This is a genomic window from Burkholderia sp. Bp9140, from assembly GCF_003853425.1.
GTDB lineage: Bacteria > Pseudomonadota > Gammaproteobacteria > Burkholderiales > Burkholderiaceae > Burkholderia.
In genome coordinates, this window is sequence record NZ_QTPQ01000046.1 from 49,377 (window position 1) to 68,856 (window position 19,480).

The following is a 19,480-nucleotide window of genomic DNA, read 5'->3' on the forward strand; positions in this document are numbered from 1 at the left end:
CAAGGGAGGCAACCGCCCCCTTGGGGGGCAGCGAACGATAGTGAGCGTGGGGGTAGTTCATTCAGCCTCCCAAACCGTGAGGCGCACGGGCGTCGGGTTGTAGCCGTTGCACGGATTGTTGAGTTGCGGGCAGTTCGAGATCAGCACCGTGACGTCCATCTCCGCCCGCATCTCGACGTACTTGCCGGGCGCGGAAATGCCGTCCTCGAACGTGAGCCCGCCGAGCGGCGTGACGGGCACGTTCATGAAGAAGTTGACGTTGCCGACGAGGTCGCGCTTGCCGAGCCGCACGCCCGCGCCGCACGTGCAGTGCGCGATCGCGTTGAGGAAGCTGTCGCGGCAGTTGTGCATGTAGCGCTTGTCGAGCGCATAGCGCACGGCGTTGCTCTCGGCCGCGCACGCGCCACCGAGCGTGTCGTGGCGGCCGCAGGTGTCCGCGACGATCGTCACCATCGGGTTGCCCCGGCTGGACAGCAGCACGCTGCCCGCGCTCAGGTACAGGTTGCGCTGCGCGCGAATCGTGTCCTGCGCGCTGTAGCGCTCCTCGGTGTCGTCGGACCGGTAGAACAACGTGTCGACGGCCTGGTTGCCCTCCAGGTCGAGGATGCGGAAGACCTGTCCGCGCTTCAGGTCGTGCAGCCACGGTTCGCCCGCGTTCAGCGTGGTGTCGTGGATCGCGTCGCGCGGGTCGAGACGGCTTTCGATGATCGGCATGGTCCGGCTCCTTACGCGAACAGACGGTCGGTGTTGGCGAAGCCGCGCGTGTTCTCGGCGCACGCGCGCCGGCACGGGTCGTCCTCGGGCGCGGCGCCGTCCGCCGGATACGCGCGGTACGCGATCAGCCTCACGGGCTTCGGTGCGTAGTCCGCACGCGGATCGAGCGGATGCGGCGCGGTCGAGAACGCCGCGAGCGTGTTCATCTCGAAGCGCAGGTCGAGCGCGCTGCCGGCCGGCGAATGTCCGGCGACGAAATCGAGCGCGCCGTCGTCGCGCGCGTCGAGCCGGCTGAAGAAGTTGACGTTCGCGGCGAGATCGCGCGCCGACAGTCCGTATTTCGCGAGCTCGAGCACGAGGCTGTCGCGGCCGTTGCGGATCATCGCGTTGCGATCGGCCTGGTACGACGTGGTGCCGTACTTGTGCGCGAACAACCGCGCATCGCCGACGCCGCCGAGCGGGTCGTGCCAGCCGAGCGTGTCGGCCGTGATCGACGCGATCACGCGCCCCATGTCGGTGTACAGCGCATGGCCGCGCGTGAGATGCGCGGTGTGCTGCGCCTTAAGCGTATCGGCCATGTTGTAGCGTTCGAGCGGATCTTCCTGGCGATGAAAGACGGCGGACAGGTTCGCGCCGCCGTCGACATCGACGATGCGCAGCGCGAGACCGCGGCGCAGGATGCCGGACCAGTGGGTTCCTGCGGGAATCAGCGTTTCCCACACGGCGTGTGGCGGCGGAACAAGGACGGGGACGGCTTGGGGGCTCGGCGACATGGCGGCTCCGTGGTCGGTTGGACAAAAGGCGTGAGAGGGCGACCGAACGACATCGCGACCTCCCGGGCTTTTATCCCTCCGTGGAGCCTCGCCGTTTCCTCGAATCGAGGCGAAGGCAAGACCGGATTGCTCTCGGACCAGTCATCGCGCGGCGCAAACGCCGCACGACCGGAACCCTAGCGATCCTGAAGATGATGCAAATTGCTTCGCACCTCTCGAGCGTCGATTAAGCGAGTTGCGTGCCAGCCGCCGCGCAAAGACCGCACGACGTGGCACGGCGGCTCGATGACGGCGCGGCATCCACGAATCGGCGGCAGACGCCTGCCCTCGCAGCGGGCGTGCGACGCACCATGCGCACGCGATCGCGCACCGGCGCAGTGCGCATCGCACGCACGCGCACCGCACGATCCGCGATGGCATGGGCATTGCTGGACGGATGCACCGTCACTCGATACCTCACCCTTCATGAACAAGCTCGACCTGCTCCGGCGTGTATTGAGCGCGCTGTTCTCTGCCCGCTTCATCGAACTTCAGCGCGCCGTACGCCGCCGTTGAATCGCATTGCCGCATGCCATTGGCACGCTTCTCGCTCGGCATGACGCCGAGAGGTGCGGCGGCGTCGCATCTTAGGGGTGCTAGGGTTCCGGTTCATCGAACGTCTGGTCCGAGAGCAGCCCGGCGCGGGTGCGTCCGATCGCAAGACCGGATGCACGCGCGCTACACGGCGGGACAAAAGCCCGGGAGATTGGCGATGGCAACGGCCGTCGCGCCTCTCCGTGGCCGCTTCGTACGTTCCGCATCCGCAGGAACCGGCCACGCGGCCGGACCGCGCACAGGCACGGTCCGAATCGACGATCCCGATCCCGGTCTCCTGGAGAACAACGATGACCCGTCCCGCCCTGGCGTTCCGCCGCCTGCCGTCCCTCCGTTCCGTCCGTCACGCATTGGGGGCCGCCGTCACGGCGGCCGCGCTATTGGTGGCGCCCGCCGCGCAGGCGGCCGCGCCACTGAAGATCGGTTACAGCGACTGGCCGGGCTGGGTCGCGTTCCAGGTCGCGCTCGACAAGGGCTGGTTCAAGGAAGCCGGCGTCGACGTCGATTTCGAATGGTTCGATTATTCGGCATCGCTCGACGCGTTTTCCGCAGGCAAGCTCGACGCGGTCGCGGCGACCAACGGCGATGCGCTCGTCACCGGCGCGGCCGGCGCGAAGAACGTCATGATCCTGCTGACCGACTATTCGGCCGGCAACGACATGATCGTCGCGAAGCCGCCGCTGCGCACCGTCGAGGCGCTGAAGGGCAAGAAGGTCGGCGTCGAACTCGGCCTGGTCGATCACCTGCTGCTCGAAACCGCGCTCCGGAAGCACGGGCTCAAGAACAGCGACGTCACGCTCGTGAATGCGAAAACCAACGAACTGCCGCAGGTGCTCGGTTCGTCGGCCGACATCGCCGCGGTGGCCGCCTGGCAGCCGAACGCGGGCGAGGCGTTGAAGCGCGCACCGGGCGCACGGGCGATCTTCACGTCGGCGGATGCGCCGGGGCTGATCTACGATGCGATCACGGTCGCGCCGGCGAGCCTCGCCGCGCGCCGGGCCGACTGGGCGAAGGTCGTCAAGGTCTGGTATCGCTGCGTCGCTTACATCAACGACCCGAAGACGCAGGCCGACGCGGTCAGGATCATGTCCGCGCGCGTCGGGCTCGCGCCGGAGCAGTACCTTCCGCTGCTGAAGGGCACGCACCTCCTCGACGAGCCTGCCGCGCAGCGTGCGTTCCGCAAGGGTGACGGACTCGACTCGATCTATGGCTCGACGCGCAACGCGAATGCGTTCAACGTGCGTAACGCCGTGTACAAGCAGTCGCAGGACGTCGACGCGTATATCGATCCGCGCTTCGGCGAACTGCACTAACCGCAGCGGGCTCGCTCGCCGGGCGAGCCGGGCCTGCCGGTGGCTGATCCGGTTCGGCAACCGCGGATATCCGGACAGACGCATTACCGAAGGAAGCAGCAGCACGCGGGCCTGGCATCGCGTCAGGTCCGCGTACTGAAGCACCTCCTCGGCGAGAACCAGCGGCTCAACGCAGGTCCTACATCTTCCCCGCCAGATGAAACCGCGACGCCGGATGCCACAGCCTGACGGACGTGGCGACGTGCTCGCCGACCCACGTGCGGCGCCTCAACACCAGACACGGTTCGCCGATCTCCATCACGAGATGCCGACGCACCTGCGCATTCGGCTTCTCCGCGTAGATGCGAAACTCCGCGCGCTGGATCGGCGCCAATCGCACCATGTAGTGATTCGGCGTCTCGATCGTGAAATCCTGCTCCAGGTAGTCGGGAAACAAGGCCGGGTTGACGTAGCGATCCTCGAACTGGATCGGCTCGTCTTCCTCGTAATGCACGATGCGTGAATGAAACACGGGCCCGGCACGCAGCCCGAGCGCATCGATCGCTTCCGGGTCGACGCTGCGCTCGATCAGCAGCACGCGTGCACTGTGCCGATGGCCGCGCTCCGCGATCTCGTCCGCGATGTTGCGGATTTCGAGCACCGTCGATTCGTAATGGCGGCGCTCGACGAACGTGCCGGCGCCCTGGATGCGCGTCAGCACGCGCTCGGCCGTCAGCTCGCGCAGCGCACGCGACACCGTCATCCGGGCCACGCCGAATTCCTTGACCAGCTCGGCCTCGGTCGGAATCGCGCCGCCTGGCTTCCAGTCGCCCTTCGCGATCCGCTCGACGACGTAGCGCTTGATCTGCTGGTACGCCGGCAGCACGCGTGCCGGCACGGCGTCGCCCGATGTGCCCGCCCGACGCGCCGGTGTGTATCGTTCCGTTTCGTTCATGCGCCCTCGACCGAATGAAGGTTGGATGCGCCGCTACAGCACGGACGGTGGCTCGCCCGCGACGATCCCGGCCGCGATCGCGATGTCGTCGGCAAGCGGCCGGTCGTCGTGATACGGCGGCACGCGTTCGCGCACCTGTCGCCACAGCGCATCGGTCGACGCGGCGCGCCCCGCCCGCCCTGTTTCGCGCGCCTGCAAATCGTACGCCTGCGCCGCGGCCAGCAGCTCGATCGCGAGCACGCGCGTCGTATTCTCGATGATGTCGAGCGCCTTCAGCGCGGCAGGCGTCGCGTGACACAGGTGATCTTCCTGCAGCCCCGACGTAATGCCGCCGTCGAGGCTCGCCGGCGCCGCGAGCCGCTGATTCTGCGCGACCAGCGCGACCGCCGTGTACTGCGCGATCATGAACCCCGAACACGTGCCGCCGGGCGCCGCGAGAAACGCCGGCAGCCCGCTCACCAGCGGATTGACGAGACGGTCCAGACGCCGCTCGGCGATCGCCGCCACCTGCGCCATCGCGGCCGCGAGGCTGTCCATCGCCAGCGCGATGCCCGCGCCGACCGCATGCGCCTGCGAATGCACGACCGGTGCGTCGCGCGTACCGGCGACGATCGGATTGTCGGTGACGGACGCGAGTTCGCGGTCGACGACTTCCGCCGTCACCGCGAACACGTCGCGCGCCGCGCCGTGCACATGCGGGATCGTGCGCAGGCTGAGCGGATCCTGCGTATGCCGCCCGCTCGCCGCGGCGAGCATCGGGCTGCCGGCGAGCATCGCCCGCAGGCGCGCGCCGACATGCGCGATGCCGGGCGAGATCCGCAGCGCGAGCGACGCCGGGTCGAACGCGGCGAGCTGCCCGCCCAGATTCTCGAAGCTCGCTGCCGCGATCCAGTCGGCCCAGTCGAGCAGCCGCTCCGCGCGCGCCAGCGCGAGCGCGGCGAGCCCCGTGACGCACGGCGTGCCGTTGACCAGGCTCAAGCCTTCCTTCGCACCGAGCGCGAGCGGTTCGCGGCCGATGCGGCGCAGTGCCTCGTCGCCGCGCACGCGCTCGCCGCGATGGCGCGCATGACCGTGCCCGATGCACACGAGCGCGACGTGCGCCATGTGGGTCAGGTAGCCGACCGAACCGTGCGCCGGCACCTCCGGCAGGCAATCGTGTTCGAGCAGCGCGACGAGCTGTTCGACGACATCGGCATGCACGCCCGAATGCCCGTGCGCAAAGTTGTTGATCGCGGCCGCGATGATCGCGCGCGTTTCCGCCGCGCCGAGCGGCATGCCCACGCCGACCGCGTGGCTCATCAGGATGTTGCGCGACAGCGTGCTCTGCTGTGCCGGCGACACGATCACGTCGCACAGCGCACCGACGCCGGTATTGACGCCATAGGCGCGAATCCCGCGCGCGACGATCTCGTCGACGAGCCCGCGCGCCGCGGCGATCCGACCGCGCGCGGCGTCGGTCAACCCCAGCGGTTCGCCGGCCGCGACGGCCGCAATCTGCCGCCAGTCGAGCGGCCGTGCAGAACGGAATACGGTCATGACGTCCTCAGTTCGCGGCGCGGTCGTGATGGCTCGACACGAACTGGCGGAAGCGCTCGGAACACTGGCCGCCGAACAGCGCGTCGGGCGGCCCGTCCGAATCGACCTCGCCCTGATGCAGGAACATCACGCGATTCGACACGTGCCGCGCGAAGCCCATTTCGTGCGTGACGACCAGCATGGTGCGCCCTTCCTCCGCGAGCGAGCGCATCACGCGCAGCACTTCGCCGACCAGCTCCGGGTCGAGCGCCGACGTCGGTTCGTCGAACAGCATCACCTTCGGATGCATTGCGAGCGCGCGGGCGATCGCGACGCGCTGCTGCTGGCCGCCCGACAGGTGCGCCGGATAGTAGCCGCGCTTGTCCGCGAGGCCGACGCGCGCGAGCAGCGCCTCGGCTTCCTCGACCGCTTCCGCGCGGCTGCGCTTCAGCACGCGCAGCGGCCCTTCGACGAGATTGTCCAGCACGGTCATGTGCGACCACAGGTTGAAGTTCTGGAACACCATCCCGAGCTGCGAGCGGATGCGATCGACCTGCCGACGGTCGCCCGGCTGCAGCTTGCCGTCGCGGGCGCGCTTCATCTTCAGTTCCTCGCCGGCAAGCGCGACGGAGCCGTCGTCGGGCGTTTCGAGCAGGTTCAGGCAGCGCAGGAAGGTGCTCTTGCCCGAGCCGCTCGCGCCGAGGATCGAAATGACGTCGCCCTCGTGCGCGTCGAGCGAGATGCCCTTCAGCACGTGGTGATCGCCGAACGACTTGTGGATGTTCTTGACCGACAGCGCAACGGGAGCAGCGGTGTTCATCGGATTCTCCTGGAAAGGACGGGGACGCTCAGGACGCCACGCGCCGGGAATTGCGTGTCGCCGCGGCGGGTGCACCGGATGGCTTGGGCGCACGCAGGTGGCCGGAAAGCCGCCATTCGAGCGCGCCGAGCAGGCGCACGACGATGAAGTTCAGGCCGAGATAAATGAGGGCCGCGCACACGAACACCTCGGTCGTGCGGTAGGTCTGCTGGATGATCTGCTGCGCGACGCCCGTCACCTCCCACACGGTCACGAGGCTGGCGAGCGCGGTCGACTTGACCAGCAGCACGGCTTCGGTCGAATACGCGGGCAGGCACTGGCGCAATGCGATCGGGCCGATCACGCGGCGCAGCAGCGCGAAGCCCGACAGGCCGATCGAATAACCGGCCTCGATCTGCCCGACCGGCACGGCCATCAGCCCGCCGCGCACGATCTCGGCCGTATAGCCCGCCGTGCACAGCGCGAGCGACAGCACCGCGCAGACGTACGGCTCGCGCAGCAGCGGCCACATGAAGCTTTCGCGGATCACGCCGAACTGGCCGAGCCCGTAGTACACGAGAAACATCTGGATCAGCAGCGGCGAGCCGCGAAACACGAGGATGTAGGCACGCGCGCAACGGTTCGGCAGCCAGTGCGGCGACACGCGCATCGTGACGATCACGAGCGACAGCAGGCCGCCGAGCGCGAGCGACGCGAAGAACAGGCCCAGCGTGGTCGGCACGGCCGTGAGCAGCTGGCGCAGCGTGTCGAGGAGGAAGTCGAAATCGAATGACATGCGTGCTCTCCGTCAGTTGCGCGCGAAATTGCGGCGGAACGAGCGGCCGACGATTGCTTCGGCCCGGTTGAACACGCGGTTCGACAGGCCCGTCATGACCAGGTAGAGCGCGCCGCCCGCGACGAAGAACACGAAGTACTGATGCGTCGAGTTCGCCGCGATCTGGCTCGTGCGCAGCAGCTCGGCGAGCCCGGTGACCGAGATCAGCGCCGAATCCTTCAGGCTCAGCTGCCATACGTTGCCGATGCCGGGCAGCGCGAAACGCAGCACCTGCGGGACCAGGATGCGGCGCAGGACCATGCTGCGCGGCATGCCGATCGAGCGCGCCGCCTCGAGCTCGCCCTTCGATACCGCGAGCACGGCCGCGCGATACACCTCGGCCTGGTACGCGCCGGAGATCATCCCCACCGCGAGCGCGCCGATCACGAACGGCGGCACGCCGATGAAGCCTTCCGCGCCGAACCACTGGCCGACGGTCGTGACGAGCGTCGAGCCGCCGAAATAGAACAGGTAGATGACGAGCAGTTCGGGCACGCCGCGAAACACCGTCGTGTACAGGTCGCCGAGCAGGCGGGCACCGCGGTGGCGCGACAGCTTCGCCGCCGCGATCGCCGCGCCGATCACGGCGCCGACCGCGAGCGCGGCGAGCGTCAGCGCGACCGTCATCAGCGCCGCGAGCAACAGCACGCCGCCCCAGCCCTCGGTTCCGAAGCCGAGCATTTCAAGAATCGCCATGCGTGCCTCCCGGCAAGCGTTGAATGAATCCGCAGGATGCGTGCCGCCGCGCGTCGTGCGAGCCGCTTGCGCGGCGGCGGCCGGTTACGCGCTTACGGCGTGACGTCGGTCTTGAACCACTTGTCGGCCAGTTTCTTCACGGTGCCGTCCGCGAGCGCGGCGCCGATCGCCGTATCGAACTTCGTCTTCAGGTCGGCATCCTGCTTGCGGAACGCCAGCCCTTCACCCGGGCCCCAGATCGGTCCGCCGAGCTTCGGGCCCGCGAGCACGATCGATGCGTTGTCCTTCTTCGCGTTGTTCGCCGCGTAGTACGTGACGTCGTCGAACGACGCGTCGATGCGGCCCGCGACGAGGTCGAGATCGCGCTCCGGCGAGGTCTTGTACACGCGGATCGACGCGATGTCCTTGAAGCTGTCGTTGATGAACTTCGTATAGACGGTGCCCGACTGGATGCCGATCGTCTTGCCCTTCAGCTGCTTGCGCAGCGTGTCGACGGTCGGCTTGTCGGCATTCGCGTCGCCGGTCAGCTTGACGATCGGCGCGCCCGGCGCGGTCTTCGGCAGGATCTTCGTATCGGTGACGGCGAAGGTCGCCGGCGTGGCCGCATACGGGCGCGAGAACAGCAGGATCTTCTCGCGCTCCGGCGTGATCGAGATCGCATCCATCAGGACATCGAACTTGCCGGCTTGAAGGCCCGGAATCATGCCGTCCCAGTCCTGCGCCACCATGTTGCACTGCACCTTGATGCGTTCGCACACGTTGGCGAGCAGCTCCGGCTCGAAACCGCCGAGCTTGCCGCCCGGCAGCGTGAGGTTCCACGGTGCATAGCCGCCTTCGAGCGCGACCGTCACCGTCTTCCATTCCTTTGCCTGCGCCGGTGCGGCAAGCGTTGCCGCCGCCGCCGCGATGATGCCGATCGTCCTGATTGCCCAGTTGATGCGCTTGCCGTTCACGAGATTTCTCCTTGCGTTGAAGTTCGTCATCCCTTCGGTGCCAGCAAGCCGCCTCAGGAATTTGTCTATACAAGCATGCAAGAAGAAAAACGGCGAGACAAGCATCGATCAAAAAAAACCGGGTAAACGCGGGAAATCCCCTAATTTCAGGGCTCCGGCGTGCCTCGTCGCGGTGAATTCAGGCACGCACTTGGTGCAGAGCAGACGATCCAATCGCAAGGATGACTAGACAAATCCTGAATTCGATCGGGAGGGTCCGCTGCTCGGCGCGCAAGAACGGGCGTGTCGAACCGGCTTGCACGAACACCGGCATCCGCCTCGCCGCGCATCGATTCCGGTCATGCAGGCCGCTCATGCCGCGCATGAAAACTAATCGATTGTTGGCGCCCCGGGTCGACGCCGACAATCCGCGTCATGGCCCCCTCGTTCGCGGTACGGGCCACTCACCCTCCCAATCGGCACACCACGATCCATGAACCATCCAGCCACCGTCTCCTCCATCGCCGGGGTCCGCAAGGCCACGGCGGCACCCTGCCATGCCCGCCCCCGCACCTGTGGCGAAGCGCTCGTCGACCTCCTCGAACGCCAGGGTGTCGAATGCGTGTTCGGCATTCCCGGCGTGCATACCGTCGAGCTCTATCGCGGCCTCGCCGCATCGTCGATCCGCCATGTGACGCCGCGCCACGAGCAGGGGGCCGGCTTCATGGCGGACGGCTACGCACGCGTCACGGGCCGGCCGGGCGTCTGCTTCATCATCACCGGGCCGGGCATGACCAATATCGCGACCGCGATGGCACAGGCCTACGCGGATTCGATCCCGATGCTGGTGATCTCGAGCGTCAATGCACGACGCGAGCTCGGCAGCGGCGACGGGCGCCTGCACGAGCTGCCGTCGCAGCGCGACGTGTTCGCGGGACTCACCGCGTTCTCGCACACGCTGCTCGACGCGGCCGACCTGCCGCAGGTCCTCGCACGCGCATTCGCGGTCTTCGCCAGCGCGCGGCCGCGGCCCGTGCATATCGAGATTCCGCTCGACGTGATCGTGATGCCGGCGCCCGCGCTGTCCGCCGCCGCGCTCGTGCCGCCCGCACGCCCCGCGCCGGATGCGCACGCGCTCGCGGCAGCCGCCGACCTGCTCGCGCACGCGCGCCGCCCGCTGATCCTGGCAGGCGGCGGCGCCATCCACGCGGCCGCGGAGTTGCGCGAACTCGCCGAACGCCTGCACGCGCCTGTCGCGCTGACGATCAACGCGAAGGGCCTGCTGCCTGCCGGCCACCCGTTGCTGATCGGCTCGACGCAGTCGCTGCCGGCCACCCGGGCGGCGATCCGCGATGCCGACGTGGTGCTCGCCGTCGGCACCGAGCTTGGCGAAACCGATTACGACGTCACGTTCGACGGCGGCTTCGCGATCGACGGCCGGCTGATCCGCATCGACATCGATGCGCAACAGCTGATGCGCAACGCCCGCGCGGAGATCGCCATCGCCGGCGATTCGCGGCTGGCGCTCGGCGCGCTGTCGACCCGCCTGCATGAACGGCCGGCACCGACACCCGAGGCCGGCTGGGGCGCGCCGCGGGTGGCGGCCGTGCGCGCCGCGATCGCGTCCGGCCACGACGGCGCCGCGCGCGCGCAGGCGCTGCTGATCGACACGATCGTCGCAACGCTGCCCGGTGCGATCATCGCCGGCGATTCGACGAGCCCCGTCTACGTCGGCAATTTCACCCACGATGCGCCGGCGCCGCGCAGCTGGTTCAACTCGTCGACCGGCTACGGCACGCTCGGCTACGGGCTGCCCGCCGCGATCGGTGCAAAGCTTGCCGCGCCTGTGCGCCCGGTCGTGTGCCTGATCGGCGACGGCGGCCTGCAGTTCACGTTGCCGGAGCTCGCGAGCGCGGTCGAGGCCCGCCTGCCGGTGATCGTGATCGTCTGGAACAACCGCGGCTATGGCGAGATCCGCAAGTACATGGTTGCGCGCGACATCACGCCGGTCGGCGTCGATCCGTATACACCCGATTTCCAGGCGCTCGCACGCGGCTTCGGCTGCGCGGCGCACGCGGCCGCGACACCCGGTGCGCTGGCCGCCGCGCTGCGCGACGCCGCGGCGCGCGCGATTCCGACCGTGATCGAAATCGACGAGGCAACCTGGTTCGGTCAGGTGCAGCGATGAGCACGGCACCCGATCTCGCGTTCGATCCACCGCTGCACACGCGCCATTTCATCGACGGTATGTGGCGCACGAGCTTCGACGGCGCGACGTTGCCCGTCGTCGATCCGTCGACGGAAGCCGTCCTCGCCGACGTCAGCGCAGGCGGCGAGGCTGACGTCGAACGCGCCGTGCAAGCCGCATCGCGTGCGTTTCCCGGCTGGAAACGCACGACGGGCGCCACGCGCGCGGCCCTGCTCCGCGCGATTTCGCGCGGCGTCGACGCACGTCGCACGCGGCTCGCCACACTGCAGTCGCTCAACAACGGCAAGCCGTTCGCCGAAGCCGGGATCGACGTCGCGGACGTGATCGCCACCTTCGACTACTACGCGAGCCTCGCGGAGCGCCTCGACACGGACGGCGAAACCGAGATCGCGCTGCCCGGCGACGACCATCGCGCGTGGATCCGGCGCGAACCGGCCGGCGTCGCCGCGCTGATCGTGCCGTGGAATTTCCCGATGGTGACGACCGCGTGGAAGCTCGCGCCCGCGCTCGCGGCCGGCTGCACCGTCGTGCTGAAGCCGTCCGAGATCACGCCGCTGCCCGAGCTCGAACTCGTCGCGATCGCGGCCGAAGCCGGCCTGCCGCCCGGCGTGCTGAACGTCGTGACCGGCACCGGCCACGACGTCGGCGCCCGGCTGTGCGCGCATCCGCTCGTCGCGAAGGTGTCGTTTACCGGCAGCACCGCGGTCGGCGCCCAGGTCATGAAGACGGCCGCGGACACGATCAAGGGTGTCGGCCTCGAACTCGGCGGCAAGTCGTCGATCGTCGTGTTCGACGACGCCGACCTCGATCACGCGGTCGAGCTCATCGCGGGCGGCGGCCTGTTCAACGCCGGGCAGATGTGTTCGGCGACCTCGCGCGTGCTCGTCGCCGCCCCGCTCGCCGACGACCTGATCGCGCGCGTCGCGCGGCGAATCGACGCGACCGTCGTCGGCCCGCCGTTCGCGCCCGGCGTGCAGATGGGGCCGCTGACGAATCGCGCGCAATACGAACGCGTGCAGCGTCACGTCGCGCAAGGCCAGGCCGACGGCGCACGGCTCGTGACGGGCGGCAACGCGCTCGACGGCCCCGGCTATTTCATCCGGCCGGCGCTGTTCGCCGACGTGCCGGCAGACTGCGCGCTATGGCGTGACGAGATTTTCGGACCGGTGCTGTGCGTCCGCACGTTCGACACCGAGGACGATGCGATCGCCGCCGCCAACGATACCGAATACGGGCTCGTCGCCACCGTCGTCACGCGCGACGCGGCACGCGGCAAGCGGGTCGCCGACGCGCTCGAGGCGGGCGTCGTGTGGATCAACACGCCGCAACTGATCTATCCGCAAACTTCATGGGGCGGCTACAAGCGCAGCAGCATCGGACGCGAGCTCGGACCGTTCGGACTGGCTGCGTTCCAGGAGATCAAGCAGGTCATGATGCCGGCCCGCTGAGGCCGACGGCCCATGCGTTTATGTCATGCCGCGCATGCGGATATTTCGTTTGTTGCGGAAATTTGACCTCCCTACAGTTCATCCACACCCCGCGCCGCAGCTCGGCGACCGGCATCGAACCACACGGCATCGTTCATCAGGAGACGGCCATGCAACACTTCAAGGCGGGAAGAAGGCAGGTGATCAAGACCCTCGGCACGGCACTCGCCGCATCCGCCCTTCCGATGCCGTTCATCAGTACTGCGAAGGCACAGTCGAACCGCTTCGCGGGCAAGACGCTGCGCCTGCTCACGTGGTCTGACGATACCGGCGCGGCCGCGCTGCGCAACATCGCGGAAACCTTCAGCAAGCAGACCGGCGCACGCGTGATCGCCGATCGGGCGGACGGCACCTCGGGGATGGTCGCGAAGGTCAAGGCCGCGGGCGAGCGGCCGACCTACGACGTCATCACGCTCGCCGGCGTCGGCGCGGCCGGTCTCGCCGATGCGGGCCTGCTCGCGAAGCCCGACCTGAACCGCCTGCCGAACCTGAAGGACGTCGCGCCGCCATACCGCACGGGCGCGAACGGCTTCGGCATCGGCTACCTGCTGTGGTCGGACGGGCTGATCTATAACACGGCGACCGTCAAAAGCGCCCCGTCGAGCTACGAGGCGCTGTGGGATCCGAAGTATGCGGGCCGCCTGTTCCTGCCGCCGCCCGAGTGGGCCGAAGCTGTCGACCTCGCGATCATCGCGGCGAAGCTGGCCGGCGGTTCGCAACAGAACATCGATCCGGGATTCAGCAAGCTCGCGCAACTGAAGGATCGCGTGATGACCCTCGGCGAAAACCCGAACCAGGTCGCCGACCTGTTCCGCACCGGCTCGCTCGACATCGGCGGCATCTATTCCCCCGCGTTCTTCCCGGACCAGATCCGCAAGCCGGACTACAAGATGGGCGTGACGTACGGGATGAAGGAAGGCTTCGCGACGCAGCTGATGTTCACCGTGATCCCGAAGGCGCACCCGGGCGACCTCGACCTGATCCACGCGTTCATCAACCATTCGCTCGACGCGGGCGTGCAGGGCCGGATGGCGGCCGACGTGCTGAACGGCCCCGTGAACGGCAAGGCCGTGATTCCCGCGGCAAGCCGCGCGTTCGTGCCGTCGCCGCAGCAGATCGCGGAGAAGGCCGTGCTGCACGACGACAAGGCGCTCGCGGCCGTCCAGCCCGCGTGGATCAAGCGCTATACGGGCCTCTTCTCGGCGTAACGACATGGCCTCCCTGTCCTCCTCCCGCGATGCGGGGCCGGCCGCCGCGGCACCGGCCGGCGCCGACGCCGGGCCCGCGCTGCCCGGCGTGCCGCCCTGGCTGCTGCTCGCGCCGATCCTCGCGTTCCTCGCGGTGCTCGCCGCCGCGACGCTCACGGTGTTGCGGATGAGCGTGGGCGTGTCCGGCAACGAATGGCGGACCTTCACGCTGCAGAACTACGCCGATCTTGCGGACCCGTACTTCATGCATTCGCTGTGGCTCACGCTGCGCCTCGCGTTCCAGAGCATGGTGTGCGCGGTGCTGCTCGCGATCCCGGTGGCGCTCGCGATGGCGCGGACCGAATCGCGGCTCGCGCGCCGGCTGCTGCTCGCCGGCGTACTGTTGCCGCTGCTCGTGAACCTGCTGCTGCAAGGCTATGGCTGGCTCGTGATGCTCGGCCCGGCCGGGCTGCTCAACCGCGCACTGCTGGCCACCGGCGTGATCGCGAGCCCGCTGCAGTTGCTGTACCGCGAGCACGGCGTGCTGCTCGGGCTGATCCAGACCGCGTTCCCGCTCGCGGTGCTGCCGCTGTCGAGCGCGCTGCGCGCGGTGTCCCACGCGTACGACGAAGCCGCCGCGACGCTCGGCGCGAGCCGCTGGCAGACGCTGCGGCACGTGACGCTGCCGCTCGCGCTGCCCGGCCTCGTCTCCGGCGCGCTGCTCGTGTTCGCGTACAACGCCAGCGCGTTCGCGGTGCCGCTGCTGCTCGGCGGTCGACGCGTGCCGATGCTCGCGGTGCTCGTGCACGACCAGGTCGCACCGTTGCTCAACTGGCCCGCCGCCTCGGCATCCGGCGTCGTGCTGATGGGCGCGACGCTCGTCGTGATGGCGGTTTCCCAGCGCCTCGTGCGCACCCTGCAACGTGCCGGCGAGGTGAACCGATGAATGCCCTGCTCTTGCGCGCGCCCATGCCCGGCCGCCTCGGACGCGTGACCGGTGCGCTCGCGACGCTCGTGCTGTTCCTCGCCGCGCTGCCCATCCTGACGATGATCACGATGTCGTTCGGCGCGTCGGGCACGCTCGAATTCCCGCCGCGCGATTTCAGCCTGCACTGGTATCGCGCCGCATGGCAGACGTTCGTGTCGTCCGATGCGGGCAGCGCGCAGTCGATGGGCGCCGCGTTGACGACGAGCCTCGTCGTCGCGGTCGCGACGATGCTGATCGCGACCGCCGTGTCGGTGCCCGCGGCCTACGCGCTGTCGCGCTGCCGGTTCCGCGGCAAGACGCTCGTCGAGCAGCTCGTCGCGTTGCCGATCGTCTATCCGCTGGTGATGCTCGGCCTCGCGCTGCTGATCGTGTTCAACGCGCTGCCGGTCGAGCTCGGCATCGTGCGGCTCGTCGTCGCGCACGTGATCCTCACCCTGCCGTTCACGGTGAAGAACTGCGCGGCCTCGGTCGCGTCGATCGGACCCGACTTCGAGGAAGCCGCATGCCTGATGGGCGCGAGCCCGCGCCGCGCGCTCGTCGACGTCGTGCTGCCGCTGATGCGGCCCGGGATCCTCGCCGGGATGCTGTTCGCGTTCATCGTGTCGTTCAACGAATTCACGGTGACGTTCTTCCTGTACAGCATCGACACGATGACCCTGCCGGTCTGGCTCTACAGCCGCACCGTGTCGTCGCTCGACCCGACCGTGTTCTGCTTCGCCGTGTTCACGGTCGCGATCGACTTCGCGCTGATCTGGATGCTCGAAAAACTCGTCGGCGACAAGGGCGTCGCGCTCTGACGCGCGCACCGCGTTCGCCCTCGCCCTCGCCCTCGCCCTCGCCCTCGCCCTCGCCCTCGCCCGTGCAAGGAACCCTCATGACCCAGCTCATCCTCCAGAACGTGACGAAGCGCTTCCATCAGGCGTATGCGGTCGATCACGTCGACCTGTCGGTGCCGGACGGCAAGCTCGTCTGCTTTCTCGGTCCGTCCGGCTGCGGCAAGACCACGCTGATGCGGATCATCGCCGGTCTCGACACACCGACCTCCGGCACCCTGACGTTCGCCGGCCGCGACCTCACGCACGTGCCCGCCAACCGGCGCGACTTCGGCATGGTGTTCCAGTCGCTCGCGCTGTTTCCGCACATGACGGTCGCGCAGAACATCGCGTATCCGCTGCGGCTGCGCAAGACGGCCAAGGCCGCGCAGGCACGGCGCGTCGCCGAGCTGCTGGAGCTGATCCAGCTTCCGCACATGGCCGACCGACTCGTCACGCAACTGTCGGGCGGGCAACGCCAGCGCGTCGCGATCGCACGCGCGATCGCGTCGTCGCCGCGCCTGCTGCTGCTCGACGAGCCGCTGTCGGCACTCGACGCGAAGCTGCGCGAGGCGATGCAGGTCGAGATCCGGCTGCTCCAGCAACGGCTCGGCATCACGACGATCATGGTCACGCACGACCAGCGCGAAGCGATGACGATGGCCGACGAGATCGTCGTGATGGAGCAAGGCCGGATCCAGCAGGTCGGCCGGCCGCTCGACATCTATCGCGATCCAGTCAACGAGTTCGTCGCCGGCTTCATCGGCCTCGGCAACATCCTGCCGGTCGCGTGCGACGGCGAAAACGCGATCGTCCTGCCGGGCGGACAACGGCTCGCGATCCGGCGCGCGCCGGACACGCCGCGCGCGGCCGCCGCCGTGCGCCTGCTGATCCGTCCGGAGGACGTCTGCGTGCGCCCGGGCCATGCGGCGGCGGCCGCGCCGAATACGCTGGCCGGCACGATCTCGTTCGTGCGCGACGTCGGCGCGTCGATCGAAGCGACGATCGACTGCCCGGGCTTCACGCTGACGGCCGCGACGACGCCGCGCGAGACGCCCGACCTGCACGTCGGCATGCCGGTACTCGCGGAACTGCCCGCCCATGCCTGCAAGCTCATCGCCGCCCGCGGCGCCTGATCTCCCCTCCCTTTCTCCAGCGCAGTCCCGCGCAGCAACGAGGATCTCACCATGAACGCAACGACCCAAGCCACCCGTCACGTGCAGCGCCTGCTCGCCCGTACCGTCCTCCTCTGCGCCTGTGCCGGCGCAGCGGGCCTTGCCGCCTTCGCGCCGCTCGCGCATGCCGACGCGCTCGATACGATCGCGAAATCGGGCGTCGTGCGCATCGGCGTGTTCGAGGACTACCCGCCGTTCGGCTCGATCGGACCCGACATGAAGCCGCAAGGCTATGACATCGACATGGCGAACCTGATCGGCCGGGCGCTGAACGCGAAAGTCGAACTCGTGCAGGTCACCGGCGACAACCGGATGGCCTATCTCGTCGACCGCAAGACCGACATGCTGCTGTCGGTCGGACAGACGCCGGAACGCGCGAAGGTGATCGACTTCTCGAGCGCGTATGCACCGTACTACCTCGCGGTGTTCGGCCCGAAGTCGCTGGCCGTGAAGGGCAACGCCGATCTCGCCGGCAAATCGGTCGCGGTCGCGCGCGGCACGCTCGAGGACCTGAGCGTCAGCAAGGTCGCGCCGCCGAGCGCGACGATCAAGCGCTTCGACGACCCGAACGGCGCGATCGCGGCGTTCCTGTCGGGACAGGCGCAATTGCTGGTGGTCGGCAACGACGTCGGCGCGACGATCATCGCGCGGCATCCGTCGATCGATCCGGAGCAGAAGTTCTCGCTGTTCAGCTCGCCCGATCACGTCGGCCTGAACAAGAACGAGCCGCGCCTGATGCAGAAGGTCAACGACGCGATCGCCGGCGCAAAGAAGAACGGCACGCTGAACACGTTGTCGCAGAAGTGGCTGCACGCGGCACTGCCGGCCGATCTGTGATGCGCACCGCCTCCGCCCCGCATTCACGACGAAAGGCATCGCGATGACCTCCGTGTTCGACTTCAGCGATTTCGGCCTCCACGCCGGCATGCTCGCGCGCGGCATCGGCGTGACGCTCGGCCTCACCGCGGCCGCCACCGTGCTGGGCGGCCTGATCGGCACCGCCGGCGCGTGGATCGCGCTCGCCGGCCCGCGCTGGGCGCGCGCGCTCGTCGCGGCCTACGTCGAGCTGATCCGCAATACGCCGTTCCTGGTCCAGTTGTTCTTCATCTTCTTCGGGCTGCCCGGGATCGGCGTGCACATCGACGAAGTACAGGCGGCCGTGCTGGCCATGACGGTCAACCTGGGCGCGTATGCGGTCGAGATCCTGCGCGCCGGCATCGAATCGGTGCCGCACGGGCAAGTGCAGGCGGCGCGCGCGCTCGGGTTGCACGGCCGGCAGGTGTTCGGCCACGTCATGCTGCCGCAGGCGCTCGCGAACGTGTACCCCGCGCTGCTCGGGCAGGTGCTGATCGTGATGCTCGGCTCCGCGGTCGTCTCACAGATCTCGGTGCCCGACCTGACCTACGCGGCGAACTTCATCCAGTCACGCAATTTCCGCGCGTTCGAGATCTACATCGTCGTGACCGCGATCTACCTGCTGCTGTCGATCGCGCTGCGCATGCTGCTCAATCGCATCGGCCGGCGGCTGTTCTCGGGCCGCGCACCGCGCGGCGCGGCTGCCGCGCCGCCGCGCGCCCGGGTTGCCCGCTTCGCGTGGCGCGCCCGCTCCCCTGAAACCCGCCTTCCCACGGAGCGTGCACGATGATCGAATTCACCTTCGAGGATATTGCATGGAACCTGCTGCTCGCCGCACGCTGGACCGTGCTGCTGTCGCTGATCACGTTCGCCGGCGGCGGCGTTGCCGGGTTCGCGCTGCTGGCGATGCGCATCTCGGCGTCGGCGGCGCTGCGCCGCTTCGTGATCCTGTACGTCGAACTGTTTCAGGGCACGCCGTTGCTGATGCAGCTGTTCCTCGGCTTCTTCGGATTGCCGCTCGTCGGCATCGACGTGACGCCATGGGTTGCCGCGTCGGTCGTGCTGACGCTGAACGCAAGCGCCTATCTGGCCGACATCTGGCGCGGCTGCGTCGACGCGGTACCGCGCGGCCAGTGGCACGCGGCGGCAAGCCTCGGCATGACGTGGATTCAGCAGCTGCGCTACGTGGTGTGGCCGCAGGCGTGGAAGATCGCGCTGCCGCCGACGGTCGGCTTCCTCGTGCAGGCGGTGAAGAGCACCGCGCTGACGTCGATCATCGGGCTGACCGAACTGACCAAGACGGGCAACATCATCACCAACGCGGTATTCAAGCCGTTTCCGATCTATGCGATGGTCGCGCTGCTCTACTTCGCGATGTGCTTCCCGCTGACGTGGTATGCCCGCGCGCTCGAACGTCGCTATCGCGTCGCGAAGGCACGCTGACCCGGCGCCGCGCGCGCCTCATTACGATCCAGGGATGTCCATGATTTCCATCAGCAACGTTTCGAAGTGGTACGGCCCGTTTCAGGTCCTCGCCGATTGCACGACCGAGGTCAGGAAAGGCGAGGTGGTCGTCGTGTGCGGCCCGTCGGGTTCGGGCAAGTCGACGCTGATCAAGACCGTGAACGGCCTCGAGCCGTTCCAGCAGGGCGGGATCCGCGT

19 protein-coding genes and 2 riboswitches are annotated in these 19,480 nt (G+C 68.5%); of the genes, 11 read left to right on the forward strand and 8 right to left on the reverse strand.

Features of this window, described 5'->3' with window-relative positions:
* Positions 1-57 precede the first annotated feature (57 nt).
* Both DIE21_RS30885 and DIE21_RS30890 read right to left on the reverse strand, forming a co-directional pair.
* A complete protein-coding gene (locus DIE21_RS30885) occupies positions 58-714 on the reverse strand; it encodes an urea amidolyase associated protein UAAP2 (protein WP_124501231.1) in 657 nt (218 codons plus the stop codon).
* An 11-nt stretch (positions 715-725) separates the two neighbouring features.
* Positions 726-1,487: an urea amidolyase associated protein UAAP1 gene (locus tag DIE21_RS30890; RefSeq protein ID WP_124501232.1), complete on the reverse strand. Its 762-nt coding sequence runs from the start codon at positions 1,485-1,487 to the stop codon at positions 726-728.
* A 57-nt stretch (positions 1,488-1,544) separates the two neighbouring features.
* A riboswitch (guanidine-I (ykkC/yxkD leader) is annotated at positions 1,545-1,678 on the reverse strand.
* Between the two features lie 433 nt (positions 1,679-2,111).
* Positions 2,112-2,233, forward strand: a riboswitch (guanidine-I (ykkC/yxkD leader).
* 138 nt (positions 2,234-2,371) lie between these two features.
* Here DIE21_RS30890 and DIE21_RS30900 point away from each other — a divergent pair.
* Complete coding sequence (locus DIE21_RS30900; protein WP_124501233.1) at positions 2,372-3,394, forward strand: ABC transporter substrate-binding protein; 1,023 nt, start codon at positions 2,372-2,374, stop codon at positions 3,392-3,394.
* Between the two features lie 178 nt (positions 3,395-3,572).
* Here DIE21_RS30900 and hutC read toward each other — a convergent pair whose 3' ends face one another.
* The 6 genes from hutC to DIE21_RS30930 form a co-directional block, all read right to left on the reverse strand.
* Positions 3,573-4,328 (reverse strand): histidine utilization repressor, encoded by a 756-nt coding sequence (hutC, locus tag DIE21_RS30905; RefSeq protein ID WP_124501234.1) that lies wholly within the window; start codon positions 4,326-4,328, stop codon positions 3,573-3,575.
* Between the two features lie 33 nt (positions 4,329-4,361).
* The gene (hutH, locus tag DIE21_RS30910; RefSeq protein WP_124501235.1) at positions 4,362-5,864 is read right to left on the reverse strand and encodes a histidine ammonia-lyase; all 1,503 of its coding nucleotides are present in this window, start codon (positions 5,862-5,864) and stop codon (positions 4,362-4,364) included.
* 7 nt (positions 5,865-5,871) lie between these two features.
* Complete coding sequence (locus DIE21_RS30915) at positions 5,872-6,663, reverse strand: ABC transporter ATP-binding protein (protein ID WP_011660730.1); 792 nt, start codon at positions 6,661-6,663, stop codon at positions 5,872-5,874.
* Between the two features lie 28 nt (positions 6,664-6,691).
* The gene (locus tag DIE21_RS30920; RefSeq protein ID WP_124501236.1) at positions 6,692-7,438 is read right to left on the reverse strand and encodes an ABC transporter permease; all 747 of its coding nucleotides are present in this window, start codon (positions 7,436-7,438) and stop codon (positions 6,692-6,694) included.
* 12 nt (positions 7,439-7,450) lie between these two features.
* A complete protein-coding gene (locus DIE21_RS30925) occupies positions 7,451-8,173 on the reverse strand; it encodes an ABC transporter permease (RefSeq protein WP_124501237.1) in 723 nt (240 codons plus the stop codon).
* Between the two features lie 92 nt (positions 8,174-8,265).
* A complete protein-coding gene (locus tag DIE21_RS30930; RefSeq protein WP_124501249.1) occupies positions 8,266-9,126 on the reverse strand; it encodes a transporter substrate-binding domain-containing protein in 861 nt (286 codons plus the stop codon).
* Positions 9,127-9,598: 472 nt separating this feature from the next.
* Here DIE21_RS30930 and DIE21_RS30935 point away from each other — a divergent pair, with 472 nt between their 5' ends.
* The 10 genes from DIE21_RS30935 to DIE21_RS30980 form a co-directional block, all read left to right on the forward strand.
* The gene (locus tag DIE21_RS30935) at positions 9,599-11,293 is read left to right on the forward strand and encodes a 5-guanidino-2-oxopentanoate decarboxylase (RefSeq protein WP_124501238.1); all 1,695 of its coding nucleotides are present in this window, start codon (positions 9,599-9,601) and stop codon (positions 11,291-11,293) included.
* On the forward strand, positions 11,290-12,762 hold the full coding sequence (locus tag DIE21_RS30940; protein WP_124501239.1) for an aldehyde dehydrogenase family protein: 1,473 nt from the start codon (positions 11,290-11,292) through the stop codon (positions 12,760-12,762). The genes DIE21_RS30935 and DIE21_RS30940 overlap by 4 nt, the downstream gene beginning before the upstream one ends.
* Before the next feature lie 149 nt (positions 12,763-12,911).
* Positions 12,912-14,009 (forward strand): PotD/PotF family extracellular solute-binding protein, encoded by a 1,098-nt coding sequence (locus DIE21_RS30945; RefSeq protein ID WP_124501240.1) that lies wholly within the window; start codon positions 12,912-12,914, stop codon positions 14,007-14,009.
* Positions 14,010-14,013: 4 nt separating this feature from the next.
* Complete coding sequence (locus DIE21_RS30950; RefSeq protein WP_124501241.1) at positions 14,014-14,934, forward strand: ABC transporter permease; 921 nt, start codon at positions 14,014-14,016, stop codon at positions 14,932-14,934.
* Positions 14,931-15,773, forward strand: a complete 843-nt coding sequence (locus DIE21_RS30955) for an ABC transporter permease (RefSeq protein ID WP_124501242.1) — start codon at positions 14,931-14,933, stop codon at positions 15,771-15,773. The genes DIE21_RS30950 and DIE21_RS30955 overlap by 4 nt, the downstream gene beginning before the upstream one ends.
* A gap of 77 nt (positions 15,774-15,850) precedes the next feature.
* Positions 15,851-16,924 carry an ABC transporter ATP-binding protein gene (locus DIE21_RS30960; protein ID WP_124501243.1) on the forward strand — a complete coding sequence of 358 codons (1,074 nt, stop codon included), beginning with the start codon at positions 15,851-15,853 and terminating at the stop codon, positions 16,922-16,924.
* A gap of 51 nt (positions 16,925-16,975) precedes the next feature.
* Positions 16,976-17,800, forward strand: a complete 825-nt coding sequence (locus DIE21_RS30965) for a transporter substrate-binding domain-containing protein (protein ID WP_124501244.1) — start codon at positions 16,976-16,978, stop codon at positions 17,798-17,800.
* Between the two features lie 43 nt (positions 17,801-17,843).
* Positions 17,844-18,608: an amino acid ABC transporter permease gene (locus DIE21_RS30970; RefSeq protein WP_124501245.1), complete on the forward strand. Its 765-nt coding sequence runs from the start codon at positions 17,844-17,846 to the stop codon at positions 18,606-18,608.
* Positions 18,605-19,261 carry an amino acid ABC transporter permease gene (locus tag DIE21_RS30975; protein ID WP_124501246.1) on the forward strand — a complete coding sequence of 219 codons (657 nt, stop codon included), beginning with the start codon at positions 18,605-18,607 and terminating at the stop codon, positions 19,259-19,261. Before DIE21_RS30970 ends, DIE21_RS30975 begins: the two co-directional genes overlap by 4 nt.
* Before the next feature lie 40 nt (positions 19,262-19,301).
* Positions 19,302-19,480 (forward strand): ATP-binding cassette domain-containing protein (locus tag DIE21_RS30980; protein WP_148092766.1); only part of this gene is annotated, 179 nt, incomplete at its 3' end.